Source organism: Sideroxyarcus sp. TK5 (genome assembly GCF_054601595.1).
The window spans coordinates 99,486-118,147 of record NZ_BAAHSJ010000002.1 but is presented as its reverse complement, the minus strand read 5'-3'; the positions used below and the strand labels follow the sequence as shown (position 1 = coordinate 118,147).

Below are 18,662 nucleotides of genomic sequence, written 5' to 3'. Positions count from 1 at the left end.
GAATCAGGAAGTTCCCTACTTCAGCCCCAACACATCCTGCATGTCATACATCCCCGCCTGATTGGCCTTGAGGAACCTCGCCGCACGCAGTGCACCGATCGCGAACGTCGCACGGCTGCTGGCCTTGTGCGTGATCTCGATACGCTCACCGATACCTGCGTACAACACAGTATGGTCGCCGACGATATCGCCGCCGCGCACCGTGGCGAATCCAATGGTGGAAGGATCGCGTTCGCCGGTGACGCCTTCGCGACCATACACGGCACACTTCTCCAGATCGCGCCCCAATGTACGTGCGACGACTTCGCCCATGCCCAGTGCGGTGCCGGAGGGGGCATCGACCTTGTGGCGGTGATGCGCTTCGATGATCTCGATGTCGTAGCCTTCGCTGAGCACGCGCGAAGCAGTCTCCAGCAGCTTGAACACGAGGTTCACACCCACGCTCATGTTCGGTGCGAACACGATGCCGATGTCTTGCGCGGCGGCGCCGAGTGCGGCTTTCTGCTGCGCGTTGAGGCCGGTGGTGCCGATCACCATGCCGACACCGAGTTTGCGGCAGATCTCCAGATGCTGCATGGTGCCTTCGGGGCGCGTGAAGTCGATCAGCGCGTCCGCGCCTTGCAGTGCGGTCTCGATGTCGTCGGTGATCTTCACGCCTTCGGCAACGACATTGCCGATGAAGGCGCTGCCCTTGTGTTCCAGCGCGGCGTGCAGTTTCAGGTCGTCGGCTTGCGCCACACAGTCCAGCAACACTTTTCCCATGCGTCCGCCGCAACCGGCGATGGCAACCTTAATCTTCATTCTTCATCTCCTGAATGGGAACGGCAGAAGGCAACAACGGCGTGGCATCGTCGATGCGCGCCAGCACGCCATTGTCGAAATACAGCGTCAGGCGCTGATCCACTTCGGTCTTGCCCTGCTTGTCAAGACGGTACAGATAATCCCAGCGGCCGGCATGATAAGGGTCGGAGATCAGCGGTGCGCCGAGCACGGTTTTCACTTGCGCCTCGCTCATACCCAACTTGATGCGCGCGCGCATGTCCTGCGTGATGAGGTTGCCCTGACGGATCTCGATCTTGTGCGGGGTGAAGGTCGGCAGATAGTTGGAGAAGTTGCTGCACGAAGCGAGCAGCAATGAGATCGGGATGAGGACGATGCGCATGGATTGGGTTCAGGTCAGGTGCTAAAGAACAGGCGGCATGATACATCAAGAGAATCCGGCGGGATCAACCCGGATGCTTTGATACGGCGTCACAGCCGCCTACTCAGCACAAACGCAAACATTCAAACAGCAGCACCCAGCATCTCGGCGGCATGTTTGCGCGTGGTATCGGTGATGGTGGCACCGCCCAGCATGCGTGCGATCTCGTCGATGCGGCGCGCCTCGTCCAGCACCCGGATGCTGCTCAAGGTCTTGCCGCCGTGCGCTTCCTTGCTCACTTGCCACTGGTGGTCGGCCTGCGCCGCCACTTGCGGCAAATGGGTGACGCATAGCACCTGATGACGCTGGCCGAGTCTCTTGAGCAGGCTGCCGACGATCTCGGCCACGCGTCCGCCGATGCCGCTATCCACTTCGTCGAAGATCAGTGTGGGCACGCTGGCGGCACGGCTGGCCGCGACCTGGATGGCAAGGCTGATGCGCGACAACTCGCCGCCGGAGGCGACCTTGGCCAGACTGCGCAAGGGAGAGCCGGGGTTGGCCGACACTTGCAGCTCCACGCTTTCCAGTCCGTGCGCATTGCCTTCGGCCAACGGCAACAGGGCCACCGCGAACTGGCCGCCCTGCATGGCCAGCGTCTGCATGGCGGCGGTGATCTCGTCGGACAGGGCCTTGGCTGCCTTGGCGCGCGCGACGCTCAATTTCCTGGCTGCGGCAAGATAGCTTTGCTGCGCGGCTTCGTCCTGCTTGGCGAGTGCGTCCAGATCGGCGTTGCCGCCCAGTTCTTCCAGGCGCGCCGCGAACTCCTGCAGTTTGTGCGGAAGTTGCTCGGGCTTCACGCGATATTTGCGCGCGGCCTCCATCACATCGGCGATGCGCTGCTCCTGCTGGCGCATGCGTTCCGGGTCAGCATCCAGCTTTTCCTGATAATGGCGCAACGCATACACCGCTTCCTGCAATTCGTTCTGAGCGCTCTCCAGCATGGTGAGCGTGTCCTGCAGGCCGGCATCGAATTCAAGCCCGGCGCGCATGCGCGATGTCAGCGCGTTCAATTGCGCCAGACAGGCCATGTCGGATTCGCTCAGCACGTCGACCCCGAACTGGGCGGTCTCGATCAGGCTCGCGGCGTGAGACAGACGCGCATGGTCGGCCTGCAATTCACCCCACTCCGTCTCGCTGAAATTCAGCGTCTGTAGTTCGTTCTGCTGGAAGCTCAACAGTTCGCGTTCGGCGGCTATGGACTCGGCGTTCTGCTCCAACTCCACGCGACGGCGATGAATGGTCTGCCAGGCTTTCCATGCGGCTGCGACAGCGTCGGCTTGTTCGGTCAACCCGGCCTGACTGTCCAGCAACTCGCGTTGCGCATCGGCACGCAGCAAGGACTGGTGCGCATGCTGACCGTGGATGTCGAGCAGCATCGCACCGGCTTCGCGCATCTGCTGCTGGGTGGCGCTGCCGCCGTTGATGAAACCGCGCGAACGGCCGCCCGCATCCAGCGTGCGGCGCAACAGGCAGATCCCTTCATCGCCCTCCAGTTCTTGCTCGCGCAACCAAGCTTGCAATCGCGGCAGATCGGCGATGTCGAACTCGGCGCTGATGTCGGCCTTGTCGCAACCCGCCCGCACCATGCTGCTGTCGGCGCGCTCCCCCAGCGCCAGCGACAGCGCATCGATGAGGATGGATTTGCCCGCACCCGTCTCGCCGGTGAGCGCAGTGAAGCCGGATGAGAAATCGAGTTCGAGCGTGTCGACGATGACGAAGTCGCGGATGAGGAGGTGCTTCAGCATGTTCTTCTTAGAGTGTCTGCGTCCACAGCAGCTTTTCGCGCAGCGTATGGTAGTAGCTGTGGCCTTCCGGGTGCAGCAGCAGCACAGGCTGGTGATAGCGCGACACGATGACCTTGTCATGCAACTGCAGATCGACATGCGAATGGCTGTCGTAGCGCACATGGATGTCGCCGTTGCGGTGCATCAGCAGTTCCAGCACGGACGTTCCCTTCACCACCAGCGGGCGGTTGCTCAGCGAATGCGGGCACACCGGCACCAGCTCCAGCACATCCAGCGAGGGATGCAGGATGGGACCACCGGACGACAGCGCGTAGGCGGTGGAGCCGGTGGGCGTGGAGATGATGAGACCGTCTGCGCGCTGGTTGTACAGATACTCGCCGTCGATGCGCACTTCGAATTCGACCATGCTGCTGACATTGCTGCGATGCACCACCACTTCGTTGAACGCCAGCCCGTGGAACACTTCGCGCTTGTCGCGCACCACGGCCGCCTGCAACAGCAGCCGCTCCTCGGAGACGAATTTCCCCTTCAGCATGGCCGACAGGGTCTTCTTCATCGTCTCCAGCGACAAATCGGTGAGGAAGCCGATACGCCCCTGGTTGACCCCGATCAGCGGGATCTTATGCGGCGCCAAAGTGCGCGCGATGTTGAGCAGGGTACCGTCGCCGCCCAGCACCACGGCCAGATCGATCTCCAGCCCCATCTCCTCCAGCGGCAACGAGCGGTAGGGCGAGCCTTTGGCATGCTCCGCCGTCAGGCTGTCGAGCACGACCGTATAGCCCTGCGCAGACAGGAATTCCGCCAGCGACAGGACCGGCACGACGATCTCCGGCGTCTTGTATTTGCCGATGATCGCGATGGTTTTGAAGGGGGAGCTCATGGGGCGCGATTAAACCACATCGGTGATGACATGAACATGCGTGCCCCCGCCCGCATGCCCCTGCTAGAATGGCCGCCATGCTCAACGACCGCGCGCACATCCTGCTGAAAACACTGGTGGAACGCTATATCAGCGACGGACAGCCGGTCGGCTCGCGCGCCCTGCAGCAATTCTCCGGCCTGGAAGTCAGCCCGGCCACCATCCGCAATGTGATGGCGGACCTGGAATCCATCGGACTGGTAGCCAGTCCGCACACTTCGGCCGGGCGCATCCCCACCGCCCTCGGCTACCGCCTGTTCATCGACAAACTGATGGTGGTGCAGCCGCTTTCCGAGTCGCGCGTGCAGCAGCTGGAGAGCCAGCTGCAGCCGACCAATCCATCGCGTCTGGTGACCCAGGCTTCCAACCTGCTGTCCGAGCTGACCCGCTTCGCCGGTGTGGTCGCCACGCCCAAACGTGCCGCGCTGAAAGTGAGGCAGATAGAGTTCCTGCGCCTGTCAGAGAAGCGCGTGCTGCTCATCATCGTGATGCCGGACGGCGAGGTGGAGAACCGCGTGCTGGTTACACCCAAGGATTACAGCCAGGCGCAGTTGACCGAGGCCGGTAACTTCCTCAGCCAGCACTACGCCAACCTGGCCTACGGCGACATCCATCGAAAGGTGCAGAACGAACTGCGCCAGTTGCAGCACGACATGACCGCGCTGATGAGCGCTGCGATGGCGGCCAGCGACGAGGCCATCTCGCGCAAGAACGAAGACTATGTCATCAGCGGCGAGCGCAACCTGCTGCATGTGAACGACCTGTCGACCAACATGGAACAACTGCGCAAATTGTTCGGCGTATTCGAGCAGAAGACCGAGCTGCTGCAACTGCTGGATGCGGGCAGGCATGCACAGGGCGTGCATATCTTCGTCGGCAACGAATCGGGCCTGCCCGGCCTGAACGAATGCAGCATCGTGAGCGCCCCCTACACCGAGGACGGTCAGATCGTCGGCACGCTGGCCGTGGTCGGCCCCAAACGCATGGATTACGAACGCGTGGTGCCCATCGTGGACATCACCGCCAAACTACTGAGCAACGCGCTCTCACAACATTGAGATCGACATGAGTTACCAGACAGAACCCCGCTTTGAACATGGCACGCCCGAGAAGAGCGGCATCCTGCTGATCAATCTCGGCACACCCGATGCCCCTACCGCGCAAGCCGTGCGGCCCTACCTGCAAGAATTCCTCGGCGACCCGCGCGTGGTGGAGATCCCGCGTCTGGTGTGGTGGCTGATCCTGAACGGCATCATCCTAAACGTTCGCCCGAAGAAGTCCGCCGCCAAATACGCCTCCATCTGGCTCAAGGAAGGTTCGCCCTTGCGCGTGTACACGGAGAAGCAGGCAGTGATGCTGCAAGGCTATCTGAGTCAGCGCACGCAGGCACCGTTCGCGGTCGAATACGCCATGCGCTATGGGCAGCCGTCCATCCCGGCGGCACTGCGCAAGCTGAAAGAACAGAACTGCCAGCGCATCCTGGTCGTCCCCATGTATCCGCAATACGCGGCCAGCACCACCGCCACGGCGACCGACATCGTGTTCCGCGAACTGCAGCAGATGCGCAACACACCCGCCATCCGCACCATCAAGCATTTCCACGACGATGCGGGTTACATCAAGGCGCTCGCCGCCAACATCAACGAACACTGGATGAAGCACGGGCGGCCGGATAGATTGCTGATGAGTTTCCACGGCCTGCCGAAATACACACTGGAGAAAGGCGACCCGTACCACTGCGAATGCCTGAAGACCGGACGCCTGCTGGCCGAGGCACTCGGCCTCGCGAAAGAACAGTACGCGGTCACGTTCCAGTCGCGCTTCGGCAAGGCTGAATGGCTACAGCCCTACACCAGCGCCACGCTCGAACAATGGGGGACGGAGAAGCTCAAGCGCGTGGATGTGGTATGTCCCGGTTTCGTGGCGGATTGTCTGGAGACGCTGGAAGAGATCGCCATGGAAGGCAAGGAAGAGTTCCAGCATGCGGGCGGCGGCGAGTATCACTACATCCCCTGCCTCAATGCACGCGACGACTGGATGCATGCGCTGACCGACCTGGTGATGGAGAACCTGCAGGGCTGGCTGATCGAAACGGACTCGGCCGCACTGGCGCTGGGCAAGACCCTGGCAGCGCGCGCCGGTGCCGGGCGCTGAACCGGTCAGCTTGCCGTGATCCGCTCGGCCTCGAGCTGGATCATGTAGCGCTGGATCACATTGGTCACCCCGCGGCTCAGACCCACGAACTCCATGCCGATGCGGTGGATATGCTCGCCGCTCTTGGTCGAGGTCGACTGCCAGATACCGCACACGCGCAGACTCATGGGCACCCGGCCGATCTCGGGGAAGACGATGCTGCAACCTTCCAGTATCGCCCCCTGCACAAAGATGTCGTTGGCGGGACCGCGATAGGTGACACCGATGCCGCCCGCGCTCATATCGACCAACGTCACCTCCAGAGCCTCGTCCTCCCCGGTCGGTATCCGGCACACCAGCGCATTGCTGCCCTGAGGCGTGTACAGACGGAAGTATTCGCGGCGCTGGATCCGCTCGATCACGGACGGAACATGCATCGAGAACGCCAGCCCGTCGCGGGCGGTGACCAGTTGCAGATGTGTGGAATGCCAGCGCACCTTGATCTCGGACTGTGTCTCGAACGAGACCAGTTTGCTATCGACGATACGCTGGTTGACCGCATCGTCCGCGCTGACATCGATACACACGAAATGGCGGTCGCCGCTGACATAGAGCACGGTGGTCACCAGCGCCTCACCCTCGTGCGTCGTCAGATTGATCAATACCCGATGCTTGGCCAGTTCGTTGAGAACGTGCACGATCTCCACATGGTTGTGGATAGCGAACTGCGGGTTTATCTCGTGGTGCGTCATGGAACAGGTTCGATGTGTGGATTCAAGGTTCCGGGGCGGTCTCAGGGCAGCATTTTACACAGAGTCTGGACGACCTCCATCGCCCCGGTGTTTCGCGGCGACGGAGGTCGCGTCCCCGCCAAAAGCGCCTGCAGTGTGTCGCCCGGCAAGCCATCCTGCAAACGGCCTGCGTCCACTTCGAGCAAAACGCAGTGCCGTTGCAACCAGTCCACCAGATAAGGCGCTTCCGGCCAGTCTCCGCGCGGCACATACATGACCGGGACCCCGGCACAGGCCGCCTCGGCGAAAGTGCCGTAGCCCGGCTTGGTCAATATCGCATCACAGGACGCCAGCACATCGCGGAAATCCATGTTCAGCGACTCGATGGACGACACATCGTCACGTCGCACATCCCACGACTCGGGAACCAGCCAGCGCACGCCGGGGATCGACTGCCAGCCGGACATCGTCAGACGATGTTCGATACCGCCCATCGCCACCAGCACCAGCCGGTCATGAGCCGATGCGCCGCAGCGCTCGCGTACCAGTTGGCGATCTGGTTCGCCGACTTGGGCGACACAGGGCAGCTCCCGCGTATTGCGCAGATCACTCATCGGCATGGCCGGGCTGAGTCTCAGGAATACTTCTGCACTGTTGTAGGCATCCAGCATCTGCGCATGGATGATTGCCGCTTCCGCATCCTCTTGGGCATAGTGCCGGTAAATGTCGGCCCAGTTGAGACAGCACATCGCTACGGACGGGATGCCCGCCACCTTGGCCGCTGCCAGTGAGCGATACGGCACATTCGCCAGCAGCAGATCGGGCTGCAACGCACGCATCGCCTCCGCTGCCGTCTCCACCTTTTGCGCCCAATCGGCATGATAGTCGCGATAGGCCGCCAGACTGCGCGGCACGTCCACCCGGATGGCGTCGAGCATGGCCATGCCGAAATCCAGCGCGACCCGGTGGTGCTCGAACGGGATGTGGATGCGTTGTTTGAGGTACTCAGTAGAGGCGTGCGAACGCACCGTGATGCGCAGCCCTGACCGCTGCTGCGCCAGCAGATTCAGCACGGGTGCCGTCTGTGCGATGTGGCCGTAACCGTGGGCAGAGATGTCTACCAGTAGGTGATTCAAGACTCCTCGTGCTCATAGAGCTTGAAGTTGTTGCGCCCGCTCTCCTTGGCCAGATACATCGCGCGGTCGGCGCACTTGGTCAGCGACTGTTCGTCATCCGCATCGTCCGGATACATGGCCGCGCCGATGCTGAAACTGACCGTGCGCGACAGATTGCCGAGCAGATGCGGTCGCGACATCGTGTCCATGATCTTGTCCGCGATACGGGTCAGCTCGATGTTCGAATCGATCTCTTCGATCAGGATCAGGAACTCGTCTCCGCCCTGACGGCAGATGGTATCCGACGCGCGCACACATTCCCGCAGGCGCTCGGCGACCGACTGCAGCAACTGGTCGCCCGCCAGATGGCCGAGCGTGTCGTTGACCTCCTTGAACTTGTCCAGGTCAAGGAACATCAGACCGACCTTGTATTTGTTGCGGTCCGCCAGCAACAACGCGCGGCGCAGGCGGTCGCCGAAAAGCGCACGGTTGGGCAGCTTGGTCAGCGAATCGTAGTGCGCGAGGAACTCGATGCGCTGCTCGGCTTCCTTGCGTTTGGTGATATCCGAGAAGGATGAGATGTAGTTGATGACCTCGCCCTTGGCGTTCTTCACGGCCGCGATGGACAGCCACTCCGGATAGATCTCGCCGTTCTTGCGCCGGTTCCAGATCTCGCCCGACCACTTGCCGGTGATCCCTATCGTCCCCCACATCAGCGCATAGAATTCGTGCGTCTGCTTGCCGGAGCTGAGTATCTTGGGATTCTTGCCGAGCACCTCGGCCTGCGAATACTGGGTGATATGCTCGAACGCCGGGTTGACGGTCAGGATGTTGCGATCCGCGTCGGTGATAAGGATGGCCTCGCCGCTGTTCTCGAACATCTTGGCGAACAGTTGCAAACGATCGGTTGCATCTTCCAGCTTTTCAACCAGCAGGTTGAAGCTCTTTGCCATCTCGCCGATATCTGGATTCTCCGCATCCACCGCTGCCCGGCGCGACAGATCCATGTCGCGCTCTATCCCGGCCATCGCCTGCTGCAGCTTCTTCACCGGCCGCGTGATGTTGCGCACGATCACATGGCGCACGAACAGCGTGATCAGCACCAGCAACAGCAATTGCACTGCAAGATGCCCCACCCACAGCCTGTCCTTGATGTCTTCCAGACGTCGCTCGGCGGCCGACAGGTCGATCACCACGCTGGCTGCACCGTTCACGCCGCCCTGCCTTGTGTGGTGGCAGGAAAGGCAGTTGGTACCACGGAAATTCTCGCTGGCGATGAAAGGCATCACCACGCGCATCAGCGGCCGACCGTCCTCGCCCTGCATGCGCCGGAACAGCAGCTTGCCGGTCGCCAGCACTTGCCGGTCCATCTCGTCACGCGGCTGTTCTTCCGGCAGGCCGGGGCCGTATTGTTCGATCACCGCCTGACCGCGGATCATGCGCACCTCGACGATGCCGCGCGACTTGGACATCTTCTCCACGAACAGGCGCCGGTTATCCGGGTTGGATATCTCCCCGGTCAGCATCATCATGTTCATGCCGTTGATGAGACCGTCCGCCGCCTCTTCGGCGCGGGACTCGGCCGAGCGCTCGATCTGCATCTCGAACTGGTCGACCACCCATTCCATCAGTACGAAGAAAAGGATGAGCAGAGCACCCTGGATGAGGATGTGCAGTTTTTCCTGCACACCGATGGCACGCCAGATCTTTCTTGCAGCCTGCATGGAGTCCCCCTCCCTTGATACGCCTGACTTGATGGAACGCTAAAAGTCCGTTGGCTCCGAATCGCCCAATGGAGCCTCAGTCGGTCGTTCGCTTATAGTTTTATGAAATGCTCGCGGTAGTGCTTCATCTCTTCGATGGATTCGTAGATGTCCGCCAGCGCTTCATGCTTGCCGTGCTTCTTGATACCGTTGGCCACTTCCGGTTTCCAGCGGCGCGCCAGTTCCTTGAGCGTGCTCACATCCAGATTGCGGTAGTGGAAATAATCTTCCAGCTTGGGCATCCAGCGCGCCATGAAACGGCGATCCTGGCAGATGGAATTGCCGCACATCGGCGAGGTGCGCGCCGGCACATACTCTTTCAGGAAATCCAGCATCTGCGCTTCCACCGCCGCCTCGTCCAGCGTCGAGGCTTTGACCTTGTCGATCAGGCCGGATTTGCCGTGCGTGGATTTGTTCCAGTTGTCCATGCCGTCCAGCACCAGATCAGACTGGTGCACCACCAGCACCGGCCCTTCCGCGACCGTGTTCAGCTCGCCGTCGGTGACCACCATGGCGATCTCGATGATGCGGTCTGTGTCGGGAAAAAGCCCCGTCATCTCCATGTCCAGCCAGACGAGGTTGTTTTGGTTTTGTGCCATAATCCACCGCAGATTCGTTATTGAAATTGCGGCGATTGTCGCACAGCCCGGCCTTCCTAACCATGCTCCCCAGTCAATTCTCCGCCATCTTCGTTTCCCTGCTGTTGACCAATGTCGTCGTCAAGGCTTGGCTGGCCTGGCGTCAGCTCTACCATGTCGCTTCGCACCGCGCCGAAGTGCCCCTCGTTTTCCGCGAACAGATCGGCATCGCCGCCCATCACAAGGCCGCCGACTACACCCGCACCCTGGTGCGTTTCGGCCTGCTCGGCGTGCTGTTCGATGCCGCGCTGCTGCTGGTCTTCACGGTAGGCGGCGGCATCCAGACCCTGCACGACCTGATCGCGCCGCTGTTCGACAGCCAACTGCTGCAAGGCGCGTTGCTCATCATCGCGGTGCTGATGCTGCAATCCCTGCTGGAAACGCCGCTCAACCTTTACCGCACCTTCAACATCGAAGCGCGCTTCGGCTTCAACAAGATGACGCTCAAGCTCTACCTCAGCGACATGCTCAAACAATTGCTGCTCGGTGCCGCACTCGGCCTGCCGCTGCTGTTCGCGGTGTTGTGGCTGATGGACGGCATGGGGGAATACTGGTGGCTGTATGTATGGAGCGTGTGGGTGGTGTTCAACCTGTTCCTGCTGTTCATCTACCCCAGCTACATCGCGCCGCTGTTCAACAAGTTCGAACCGCTGACGGACGAAGAGACCAGAACGCGCATCGAAGCGCTGCTGCAGCGTTGCGGCTTCTCGGCCAGCGGCCTGTTCGTGATGGACGGCAGCAAGCGCAGCACGCACGGCAACGCCTACTTCACCGGCTTCGGCAAGACCAAGCGCATCGTATTCTTCGACACCCTGCTGCAGCGCCTCACACCGGGCGAGATGGATGCCGTACTGGCGCACGAACTCGGCCACTTCAAGCGCCGCCATGTGCTGCAGCGCATCGTCGCCACCTTCGCCGTCAGCCTCGCCTTCCTGTGGGGACTGGCGCAACTCATGCAGACCGAATGGTTCTACGCCGGGCTGGGCGTCACCACGCAATCGACCGCCACCGCCCTGCTGCTGTTCTTCATGGCCTTGCCGGTGTTCACCTTCATCCTGCACCCGCTCACCTCGTTCTGGTCGCGCAAGCATGAATACCAAGCCGATACCTACGCCGCCGCGCAGACCGACGCAAAAGACCTCGTGAGCGCACTGGTCAAGCTGTATCAGGACAACGCCAAGACCCTGACGCCCGATCCGGTGTACGCTGCGTTCTACGAATCGCATCCGCCCGCGCCGATGCGCATCGCCCACTTGCAAAGAATAGGAGGCAACAAATGAAGAAGACTCTGTTCCTGCTCACATTCCTCTCGCTGGGCGCGCACGCGACCCCGTTCGCGGCCGGCGATGCCGACCGGGGCGGCAAACTGTTCACGAAGTACGAATGCAGCAACTGCCACGAAGCGCGCGTCGGCGGCGACGGCAGCGCCATCTTCACGCGCGCAGACCGCACCGTGCGCTCGGCAGACGACCTCATCGTGCAGATGGAGCGTTGCTCGGGTGCCATCGGCAAACAGCTCACCGCGCAGGAGAAGCAGGATCTCGCCGCCTGGCTCAACCAGCGTTATTACCGCTTCAAGTGAGTTCGACATGACCGGCGACCTGCGGCTCCGACACTGCCAGGCCTGCAAGACAGGCGACCCCGCGCTGAGCGCGAGCGCCGCAGGCGAACTGCTCAAACAGCTGGACGGCTGGACGCTGGAAGGAAAAAGCATCCGCAGGACTTACGCGTTCAAGGACTATTACCAGACCATCGCCTTCGTCAATGCGATCGCCTGGATGACGCATCGCGAAGACCATCACCCCGACCTGCAGGTCGGCTATAACCGCTGCACGGTGGAATATTCCACGCATTCCGTCGGCGGACTGTCCGAAAACGATTTCATCTGCGCTGCGAAAGTCGACGCGCTGTATCTATCTTGAGCGCAAGTTTGCACGGACGCATCATCGCCGCATACGGCAGACACTATCTGGCCGAGACGCCGGAAGGCGAAGTCGTCGAATGCGTGCCGCGCGGCAAGAAGAGCGAGATCGCCTGCGGCGACATGATCGAATTCCAGCGCACCGGCACCGATCAGGGCGTGGTCGAACGCATCACCCCGCGCAGCAGCCTGCTCTACCGCTCCGACGCCTACAAACAGAAACTCATCGCCGCCAACGTCACGCAACTCATCATCGTCGTCGCCAGCGAACCCTCCTTCAACGACGAACTGCTGGCGCGCTGCCTGCTCGCCGGACACGAACAGCATCTGAACATGCTCATCGTGCTCAACAAGAGCGACCTGCCGCAGGTCAGCGCCGCGCGCGCGCAACTCGCGCCGTATGAAAAGATCGGTTACCGCATGCTGGAACTCTCGGCCAAGCAGAACGTAGAGCCGCTATTGCCCTACCTGCAAGGACACATCAGCGTGCTGGTCGGCCAATCCGGCATGGGCAAATCCACCCTCATCAACGCCCTCATCCCCGAAGCCCAAGCCGCCACCCGTGAGATCTCCACCGTGCTCGACTCCGGCAAGCACACCACCACCCACGCGCGGCTATATCACCTCAACAAAGACAGCGACCTGATCGACTGCCCCGGCGTGCAACTGTTCGGCCTGCACCACTTGGACTTCGCCACACTGGAACGCAACTTCCCCGAATTCCTCCCCTACCTCGGCGAATGCCGCTTCGCCAATTGCAGCCACTCGCACGAACCGGACTGCGCGATACGCAAAGCGATAGCCGAGGGCAAGATAGACGCAAGACGGCTCAGCCTCTTCCACGCCATCGCAGGCAGATAGCTAGCCACGCAACATCGTTCGATTAAGCCCGCCTGTGGCTATAGTTGCGGCAATGCCTTGGCGTCTTATAATGCCCGCAACCACCCAAAGGAGAAATCACATGCAATACGCTGACATCATCGCGAGGGAAGCTGATTCACTCCCCTTGGCGAAGCAGGCAGAGGTGCTCGATTTCATCGAATTCCTAAAGACCAGACAAGGCGGAGCGGAAGACACCGCGACACCCAGAACAGCCGAGGAGATCGAAGCGTTCTTTCGCAGCTTCAACGTAGACACAAACGGCTACAAGTTCGACAGGGAAGAAGCCAATGTCCGCTAAGGCGTTCATTGATACGAACGTCGTCATTTATTCCCTCGGGGCAAGCTCCGACAAAGCTGCGCAGGCCGCGCCGCTGTTTGCGCGTCACCCGATCATTTCCACCCAAGTGCTTTCCGAAACAGCGAATGTGGCGCTGAAGAAACTGGCAATGCCGTTATCTGAAACCAGCAAGCTTCTCGCAATGCTTGAATCAACTTGCAAGATCGAGATCGTCACGCCCGCAACCATGCAACGCGCGCTCGACATTGCAGGGCGCTATAGATTCTCCTGGTTTGACAGCCTGATCGTTGCCACCGCGCTCGACGCAGGGTGCGATACGCTTTACACAGAAGACTTGCAGCACGGCCAGATGATCGAAGGCACGCTCACTGTCACCAATCCTTTCATCAATTAGCCATTCATGGGGATGGTCGATTCAGAATCCCTCCCCTACCTCGGCGAAGGCCGCTTCGCCAATTGCAGCCACTCGCACGAACCGGGCTGCGCGATATGCAAAGCGACCGACGCGGGCATCATCGACAGAAGATGGTTGGAACTGTTCCAGCAGATTGCTGGGCACTGAGCTGTTGCGCAGATTGATGCATGGATGATTGCTTGGGCTAATTATCGGACAGAACTGTCATTCGCCTCCACTGCTTTGACTGACAACTTCCGAGTGGTAAGCTGCCGCAGGAAATCGACAAATTCAAGCGGATCGACCTTCGTGTTCATCCCAAATGCGAGAGATGGATCAAACTCCCTAAATTGATGAAAAGCAAACGTCTAGAGGAATTTTAGTGATGAGCAATGAATACGAGAATCCTTTCCGAGGAATAAAGCCCGGGCTTATTAATACGACTACGAAGAACTGGTGGGAATCAAATGCCAGCGATGGCTTGTTTGGTCGCCCACAAGTAAATGGTTTGTATTATCTTAGGAAAAAGATTTCGCTTGATGGATATACTTTCATCGGCTGTCGATTCGATGGATGCAATCTTGAAGTTTCGTCAACTAACTTTGATTTGATAAATTGCGTTATTGACGCCTCCACTACGATTACTTATGCGCCATCGGTCTTGAAAATCATCAAGCTTTTCAATAGTAGATTTCCTTGGGCAGCACAACATTTCCCGGGATTTGTTCCAACTGCAAATGCAGACGGCACCATTACGATTTCGGATCGATAAAAATGGATAACATTAACGCATCAGCACAAGTAAAAGCAGATGTTCAGGTGCTTCCAACACACAGTCAGGTGTTTCTGGTCGCCGTTACGGTACTTGTTGTGATTATGGTCATTTGTGCAGCAGCCCTTCTTGCGAAGGAGAATCAAAGTGGGTGGGGATTTCTAGTTCTTGCGAGTGTGCTTATGGCTACTGCCTTTTGGGCATGGAATAAATCGCAACCAGATACCGACATGCATCAAGCTCATGCGACTCAAATTGCAATGCAGAACGGCACCAGCATTACGACCGATAGCCGCTTATTGAAGTCTGCGGAAGGATTGCGCGGGCTATCAAATTTAATTCAAGAGATGCTTAGCCGCCAACCTCTCCCAAAGCCCGACGGGCTTGTTGATGCTGAGGCGAAGGTAATTCCTAATAGCGCCAGTCAGGCAGCCATCCTGGCAGACAAAATCAACAGTGAAACACAAGCTGCAACGAATTCCTTGATTGACGCACTAGGTTTGGCTGAAGTAAATCAAAATCTCACTCCAAATCAGAATGTGACGCAAAGTTCTGACGCCTCAAATATCGTCCCTGATGAAGTAGTAACGCAAGAATTGAACAAGGCTATGCCCTTAACCGGAGCATCACCCGCAGCCTAAATTCGATTGCTTGCTGAAAATCTTAGCAATCGGGGACAGATTACAGTTTTTGACTGACCGATTAGCACTCAGTAGCAGAAATACATTACTAGAAGCGCCCTCACACGATCTGCCTCACTTTCACTTGCCTTTCCGTAACTGCACCCGATAGGTGCGACTCACCCCTCGCCAGCCCCTCTCAGCTTGCGATACAAAGTCCGTTCACTTACACCCAGCCTTTGCGCCAGCGTCTTGCGGTCGCCGGGGAATTGCGTCAACGCCCAATTCAGATAGCGTTTCTCCAGACTGGCAAGCGGTGCGATCTCGGTCAGCGGTTCGCCTTGTGGCATGGCGTGAGATGCGCTTTGCAGGCTGTTCAGGTTGAGGTGTTGCGGCAGCAGGGTGTTGCCGTCCAGCATGATCAGCGCGCGCTCCAGGATGTTGCGCAGTTCGCGCACGTTGCCGGGGAAGTCGTGTTGCATCAGCAGTGCCATCGCTTCCGCACTGATGCTGACTTTTTTGTCGGGCGAGAGTTGCGCCAGCAGCGATTCTGCCAACACCGGCAGGTCTTCACTGCGCTCGCGCAGGGGCGGCAGTTTGATGGGGAATACGTTGATGCGGAAGAACAGATCCTGACGGAAGGTGCCTTCGCGCACCATCTGCGCCAGATCGCGGTGGGTCGCGGCGACCAGCCTGAAGTCGGCGCGCAAGGGCTCCACGCCGCCGATGCGGCGATAGGTGCCCGCTTCCATCAGGCGCAACAGCTTGACCTGTAGCGACAGCGGGATGTCGCCCACCTCATCGAGGAACAACGTGCCGCCGCGCACGGCTTCCACCAGTCCGATCTTGCGGCCGACCGCGCCGGTGAACGCGCCTTTCTCGTAGCCGAACATCTCGCTCTCGAACAGCGTCTCGGTCAGCCCCGAACATTCCAGCGCGACGAACGGCGCGGCCGCGCGCGGGCTCATGTCGTGGATGGCGTGTGCGACCAGTTCCTTGCCGGTGCCCGATTCGCCCAGCAGCAGCACCGAACTCTCGTGTGCGGCCACGCGCTTGGCCAGTTCCAGCATGCGGTTGAACGGGCGCGAGTAGCCTACCATCCTGCGTCCGTCTCCCGCTTCGCGTTCCTGACGCAGGAAGTGCATGGTCTCCATGTAATAGCGCGTGCCGCCGCGTGCATTCTTGACCGGCACCATCTCTACTTCGACATGTTCGCGTCCGGCCGAGGTGTGGTGCACATGCAGCACACGGCTGGGTTCGCCGCTGGTCATGGTTTCGCGCAAGGGGCAATTCTCTCCGGCCTGGTCGCAGGGTTTGTCGTAGTGATGGGAGAGCTGGTAGCAGTAGCGCCCCTCGACCTGTTTGCCCGCAGAGAACGCCTGACGATAGGCCGCATTGGCCGCGACGATGCGGTACTGCGCATCGAGCAATATCTTCGGTTCGGGGAAGCTGTCCAGCAGTTGCAAGGTCTCTGCGGAGAGCTTCGCTTTCATGTCAATTGAGGCAGTCATGGCAGGCATGCTATGCCACAAACGACGGTCCAAGCAAGCGAGCGATCCGCCATCGCCCCCGCAAAACACCCGTATCTATATGAAGTGATTGAGGAATACCAGATGCCCCTGCATGTGGCACGGCGATTGCATTGTTGCTGACGCCGGCCTGCAGTATTCCCCTGTGCTGCGGGCACTCCCTGACCGGACGGTCTCGTCCGGCGGCCCTGACCTGTGGCGCGGTGCGCCACAGGATTTTTTTGGCCAAAAACGGGCGGCAATGGATAAGAAATCGAGGAGCAAAAGATGGCACTGATGATCACCGAGGAATGTATCAACTGCGATGTGTGCGAGCCGGAATGTCCGAACGGCGCACTCACCCAGGGCGACGATCTCTACGTCGTCGATCCTGCGCTGTGCACCGAATGCGTGGGCCATTACGCCTCGCCGCAATGCATCGAAGTCTGCCCCGTCGATTGCATCGTGCAGGATCCCGCCCACGTAGAGAGTCGCGATCAATTGCAGACCAAATTCGAGAGCCTTCTGGGTAGCGCAGCATGAACGACCTCAGCGAACAGAAACAGATGGGGGCGGTCACCACCCTCTATCACGATCTCAAGACCTGGGAGTTGAACCCCGGCGACCGAACCACGCATGCCAAGCGCATGCCCGGTTTCTTCCGCACGCTGAAGAACTACACGCAATGGGGGCTGTGGCTGCCCTTCTTCACACTGCCCTATCTGCGCTGGAACGGCCAGCAGGCCATCCTGTTCGACATCCAGAACCGCCAGTTCCGCTGTTACGACATCACGGTGCTGCCACAGGACATCTGGATGCTGTCGCTGGTATTGCTGATCGCGGCCATGACATTGTTCGCGGTTACCTCGGTGGCCTCGCGCGTGTGGTGCGGCTATTTCTGTTTCCAGACCGCCTGGACCGACTGGTTCACCTGGCTGGAAGAGAAGATCGAGGGCAATCCGGCGGCGCGGCGCAAGCTGGATGCAGCGCCGCTGAGTCTGGACAAGCTCAAAAAGAAGGTCGTCAAACATGCGCTGTGGTTGCTGATCGCGCTGCTAACCGGCATCAGCTATTCCATCTGGTTCGTCGATGCTTACGCCTACTGGGATGACCTGCTGCATTTCAACCTGCCCATGGTCGGCTGGGTGGTGCTCGTGCTGTTCATCGCGGGCACTTACATCCTCGCCGGACTGATGCGCGAGCAGACCTGCTTCTGGCTTTGCCCTTATGCCCGCCTGCAGGGTGTGATGACCGATGCGCAAACCATCCTGCCCGCCTACGACGCCGCACGCGGCGAACCGCGCGGCAAACTGCGCCGCAACGGCGAGGTGGTCGCGCCGCAGGGTGATTGCATCGACTGCTTCCAGTGCGTGCAAGTGTGCCCCACCGGCGTGGATATCCGCGAAGGCCAGCAGTTCGGCTGCATCACCTGCGGCCTGTGCATCGACGCCTGCGATGCGGTGATGGACAAGATCGACAAGCCGCGCGGCCTGATCCGCTACGCCTCGCTGGACGAACTATCCGGCAAGCCGGTCAAGCCGCTGTACCAGCATCCGCGCACGCTGGTCTACCTGGCCATCATCCTGCTCGCCATGGGCGGCATCGTGTACGGCCTGACGCATCTGGGTGCCATGACATTGAAAGTGTTGCCGGAGCGGCAACCCTTGTTCGTGCAGATGAGCGACGGATCGATCCAGAACAAATACGCCTTCAAGGTGCTCAACAAGACCGGCCAGGACTTGCATGTGAAAGTCAGCGCCGAGAGCGACATCCCCGGTCTGGTGCTCATCGATGCCGAGCGCCAGCCGCTGACCCACCAGCGTCGCGGCACCACCTTCACTGTCTTCGTCAAAGCCCCCGCCTCCGGCATCACGCAGGAGGTGACACCGATCAGGTTCCGTGTGGAAGGTGTGGAAGATCCCGGCGTCTTCGCAGAGTACACGAGCAAGTTCAACGCGCCACCGCGACGATAGGGCGACCGCAACTCACCAGAGGGATCATTCGGGCATCACCCGCGCAAGC

General features: G+C 60.0%; 21 protein-coding genes. 12 read left to right on the top strand and 9 right to left on the bottom strand.

From position 1 onward, the window contains the following. Window positions 1–15: 15 nt before the first annotated feature. The 4 genes from dapB to ACYPYQ_RS03605 all read right to left on the bottom strand — a co-directional run bounded on the left by dapB (window position 16) and on the right by ACYPYQ_RS03605 (window position 3,826). Window positions 16–801, bottom strand: coding sequence for a 4-hydroxy-tetrahydrodipicolinate reductase (dapB, locus tag ACYPYQ_RS03620; protein ID WP_459719816.1), 786 nt, complete (start codon window positions 799–801; stop codon window positions 16–18). Beyond that, complete coding sequence (locus ACYPYQ_RS03615; protein WP_459719812.1) at window positions 791–1,162, bottom strand: outer membrane protein assembly factor BamE; 372 nt, start codon at window positions 1,160–1,162, stop codon at window positions 791–793. The genes dapB and ACYPYQ_RS03615 overlap by 11 nt, the downstream gene beginning before the upstream one ends. Before the next feature lie 122 nt (window positions 1,163–1,284). Then, window positions 1,285–2,946, bottom strand: a complete 1,662-nt coding sequence (gene recN, locus ACYPYQ_RS03610; protein WP_459719809.1) for a DNA repair protein RecN — start codon at window positions 2,944–2,946, stop codon at window positions 1,285–1,287. Window positions 2,947–2,953: 7 nt separating this feature from the next. Continuing rightward, complete coding sequence (locus ACYPYQ_RS03605) at window positions 2,954–3,826, bottom strand: NAD kinase (protein WP_459719806.1); 873 nt, start codon at window positions 3,824–3,826, stop codon at window positions 2,954–2,956. A gap of 77 nt (window positions 3,827–3,903) precedes the next feature. Between ACYPYQ_RS03605 and hrcA the strand changes: the two genes are divergently transcribed. Both hrcA and hemH read left to right on the top strand, forming a co-directional pair. Next, the gene (gene hrcA, locus ACYPYQ_RS03600) at window positions 3,904–4,923 is read left to right on the top strand and encodes a heat-inducible transcriptional repressor HrcA (protein WP_459719803.1); all 1,020 of its coding nucleotides are present in this window, start codon (window positions 3,904–3,906) and stop codon (window positions 4,921–4,923) included. Between the two features lie 7 nt (window positions 4,924–4,930). Next, window positions 4,931–6,019, top strand: a complete 1,089-nt coding sequence (gene hemH / locus ACYPYQ_RS03595) for a ferrochelatase (protein WP_459719799.1) — start codon at window positions 4,931–4,933, stop codon at window positions 6,017–6,019. 5 nt (window positions 6,020–6,024) lie between these two features. On the opposite strand, the gene ACYPYQ_RS03590 is transcribed toward hemH, so the two are convergent. The 4 genes from ACYPYQ_RS03590 to orn form a co-directional block, all read right to left on the bottom strand. Next, the gene (locus ACYPYQ_RS03590; RefSeq protein ID WP_459719796.1) at window positions 6,025–6,750 is read right to left on the bottom strand and encodes a flagellar brake protein; all 726 of its coding nucleotides are present in this window, start codon (window positions 6,748–6,750) and stop codon (window positions 6,025–6,027) included. A gap of 41 nt (window positions 6,751–6,791) precedes the next feature. Next, window positions 6,792–7,865, bottom strand: coding sequence for a glycosyltransferase family protein (locus ACYPYQ_RS03585; RefSeq protein WP_459719793.1), 1,074 nt, complete (start codon window positions 7,863–7,865; stop codon window positions 6,792–6,794). Then, a complete protein-coding gene (locus tag ACYPYQ_RS03580; protein WP_459719790.1) occupies window positions 7,862–9,568 on the bottom strand; it encodes a diguanylate cyclase domain-containing protein in 1,707 nt (568 codons plus the stop codon). Before ACYPYQ_RS03580 ends, ACYPYQ_RS03585 begins: the two co-directional genes overlap by 4 nt. Before the next feature lie 92 nt (window positions 9,569–9,660). Further along, window positions 9,661–10,206, bottom strand: coding sequence for an oligoribonuclease (gene orn / locus ACYPYQ_RS03575; RefSeq protein WP_459719787.1), 546 nt, complete (start codon window positions 10,204–10,206; stop codon window positions 9,661–9,663). Between the two features lie 62 nt (window positions 10,207–10,268). On the opposite strand from orn, the gene ACYPYQ_RS03570 reads away from it, so the two are divergent. The 8 genes from ACYPYQ_RS03570 (at window position 10,269) to ACYPYQ_RS03535 (ending at window position 15,153) form a co-directional block, all read left to right on the top strand. Then, window positions 10,269–11,525, top strand: coding sequence for a M48 family metallopeptidase (locus ACYPYQ_RS03570; RefSeq protein ID WP_459719783.1), 1,257 nt, complete (start codon window positions 10,269–10,271; stop codon window positions 11,523–11,525). Then, complete coding sequence (locus tag ACYPYQ_RS03565) at window positions 11,522–11,827, top strand: c-type cytochrome (RefSeq protein ID WP_459719781.1); 306 nt, start codon at window positions 11,522–11,524, stop codon at window positions 11,825–11,827. Before ACYPYQ_RS03570 ends, ACYPYQ_RS03565 begins: the two co-directional genes overlap by 4 nt. A 7-nt stretch (window positions 11,828–11,834) precedes the next feature. Then, window positions 11,835–12,167, top strand: a complete 333-nt coding sequence (locus ACYPYQ_RS03560; RefSeq protein ID WP_459719778.1) for a 4a-hydroxytetrahydrobiopterin dehydratase — start codon at window positions 11,835–11,837, stop codon at window positions 12,165–12,167. Further along, the gene (rsgA, locus tag ACYPYQ_RS03555; protein ID WP_459719775.1) at window positions 12,164–13,027 is read left to right on the top strand and encodes a ribosome small subunit-dependent GTPase A; all 864 of its coding nucleotides are present in this window, start codon (window positions 12,164–12,166) and stop codon (window positions 13,025–13,027) included. Before ACYPYQ_RS03560 ends, rsgA begins: the two co-directional genes overlap by 4 nt. A gap of 100 nt (window positions 13,028–13,127) precedes the next feature. Next, entirely contained in the window at window positions 13,128–13,346 is a 219-nt protein-coding gene (locus ACYPYQ_RS03550; RefSeq protein ID WP_459719772.1) for a hypothetical protein, read from the top strand. Then, window positions 13,336–13,740, top strand: a complete 405-nt coding sequence (locus ACYPYQ_RS03545; RefSeq protein WP_459719770.1) for a PIN domain-containing protein — start codon at window positions 13,336–13,338, stop codon at window positions 13,738–13,740. Before ACYPYQ_RS03550 ends, ACYPYQ_RS03545 begins: the two co-directional genes overlap by 11 nt. A 385-nt stretch (window positions 13,741–14,125) precedes the next feature. After that, a complete protein-coding gene (locus tag ACYPYQ_RS03540) occupies window positions 14,126–14,512 on the top strand; it encodes a hypothetical protein (RefSeq protein ID WP_459719767.1) in 387 nt (128 codons plus the stop codon). Between the two features lie 2 nt (window positions 14,513–14,514). Continuing rightward, a complete protein-coding gene (locus ACYPYQ_RS03535) occupies window positions 14,515–15,153 on the top strand; it encodes a hypothetical protein (RefSeq protein WP_459719764.1) in 639 nt (212 codons plus the stop codon). A 158-nt stretch (window positions 15,154–15,311) separates the two neighbouring features. Here ACYPYQ_RS03535 and ACYPYQ_RS03530 read toward each other — a convergent pair whose 3' ends face one another. Next, entirely contained in the window at window positions 15,312–16,643 is a 1,332-nt protein-coding gene (locus tag ACYPYQ_RS03530) for a sigma-54 interaction domain-containing protein (protein WP_459719760.1), read from the bottom strand. A 285-nt stretch (window positions 16,644–16,928) separates the two neighbouring features. Here ACYPYQ_RS03530 and ACYPYQ_RS03525 point away from each other — a divergent pair, with 285 nt between their 5' ends. Further along, complete coding sequence (locus ACYPYQ_RS03525; RefSeq protein WP_459719758.1) at window positions 16,929–17,183, top strand: YfhL family 4Fe-4S dicluster ferredoxin; 255 nt, start codon at window positions 16,929–16,931, stop codon at window positions 17,181–17,183. Beyond that, complete coding sequence (gene ccoG, locus ACYPYQ_RS03520; RefSeq protein WP_459719755.1) at window positions 17,180–18,613, top strand: cytochrome c oxidase accessory protein CcoG; 1,434 nt, start codon at window positions 17,180–17,182, stop codon at window positions 18,611–18,613. Before ACYPYQ_RS03525 ends, ccoG begins: the two co-directional genes overlap by 4 nt. The last annotated feature ends 49 nt before the right edge of the window (window positions 18,614–18,662 follow it).

Bases quoted from the DNA above. Each gene is read 5' to 3' on its own strand.
- dapB (WP_459719816.1), bottom strand. From the start codon at position 801: ATGAAGATTAAGGTTGCCATCGCCGGTTGCGGCGGACGCATGGGAAAA.
- ACYPYQ_RS03615 (WP_459719812.1), bottom strand. From the start codon at position 1,162: ATGCGCATCGTCCTCATCCCGATCTCATTGCTGCTCGCTTCGTGCAGC.
- recN (WP_459719809.1), bottom strand. From the start codon at position 2,946: ATGCTGAAGCACCTCCTCATCCGCGACTTCGTCATCGTCGACACGCTC.
- ACYPYQ_RS03605 (WP_459719806.1), bottom strand. From the start codon at position 3,826: ATGAGCTCCCCCTTCAAAACCATCGCGATCATCGGCAAATACAAGACG.
- hrcA (WP_459719803.1), top strand. From the start codon at position 3,904: ATGCTCAACGACCGCGCGCACATCCTGCTGAAAACACTGGTGGAACGC.
- hemH (WP_459719799.1), top strand. From the start codon at position 4,931: ATGAGTTACCAGACAGAACCCCGCTTTGAACATGGCACGCCCGAGAAG.
- ACYPYQ_RS03590 (WP_459719796.1), bottom strand. From the start codon at position 6,750: ATGACGCACCACGAGATAAACCCGCAGTTCGCTATCCACAACCATGTG.
- ACYPYQ_RS03580 (WP_459719790.1), bottom strand. From the start codon at position 9,568: ATGCAGGCTGCAAGAAAGATCTGGCGTGCCATCGGTGTGCAGGAAAAA.
- orn (WP_459719787.1), bottom strand. From the start codon at position 10,206: ATGGCACAAAACCAAAACAACCTCGTCTGGCTGGACATGGAGATGACG.
- ACYPYQ_RS03570 (WP_459719783.1), top strand. From the start codon at position 10,269: ATGCTCCCCAGTCAATTCTCCGCCATCTTCGTTTCCCTGCTGTTGACC.
- ACYPYQ_RS03565 (WP_459719781.1), top strand. From the start codon at position 11,522: ATGAAGAAGACTCTGTTCCTGCTCACATTCCTCTCGCTGGGCGCGCAC.
- ACYPYQ_RS03560 (WP_459719778.1), top strand. From the start codon at position 11,835: ATGACCGGCGACCTGCGGCTCCGACACTGCCAGGCCTGCAAGACAGGC.
- ACYPYQ_RS03550 (WP_459719772.1), top strand. From the start codon at position 13,128: ATGCAATACGCTGACATCATCGCGAGGGAAGCTGATTCACTCCCCTTG.
- ACYPYQ_RS03545 (WP_459719770.1), top strand. From the start codon at position 13,336: ATGTCCGCTAAGGCGTTCATTGATACGAACGTCGTCATTTATTCCCTC.
- ACYPYQ_RS03540 (WP_459719767.1), top strand. From the start codon at position 14,126: ATGAGCAATGAATACGAGAATCCTTTCCGAGGAATAAAGCCCGGGCTT.
- ACYPYQ_RS03535 (WP_459719764.1), top strand. From the start codon at position 14,515: ATGGATAACATTAACGCATCAGCACAAGTAAAAGCAGATGTTCAGGTG.
- ACYPYQ_RS03530 (WP_459719760.1), bottom strand. From the start codon at position 16,643: ATGACTGCCTCAATTGACATGAAAGCGAAGCTCTCCGCAGAGACCTTG.
- ACYPYQ_RS03525 (WP_459719758.1), top strand. From the start codon at position 16,929: ATGGCACTGATGATCACCGAGGAATGTATCAACTGCGATGTGTGCGAG.
- ccoG (WP_459719755.1), top strand. From the start codon at position 17,180: ATGAACGACCTCAGCGAACAGAAACAGATGGGGGCGGTCACCACCCTC.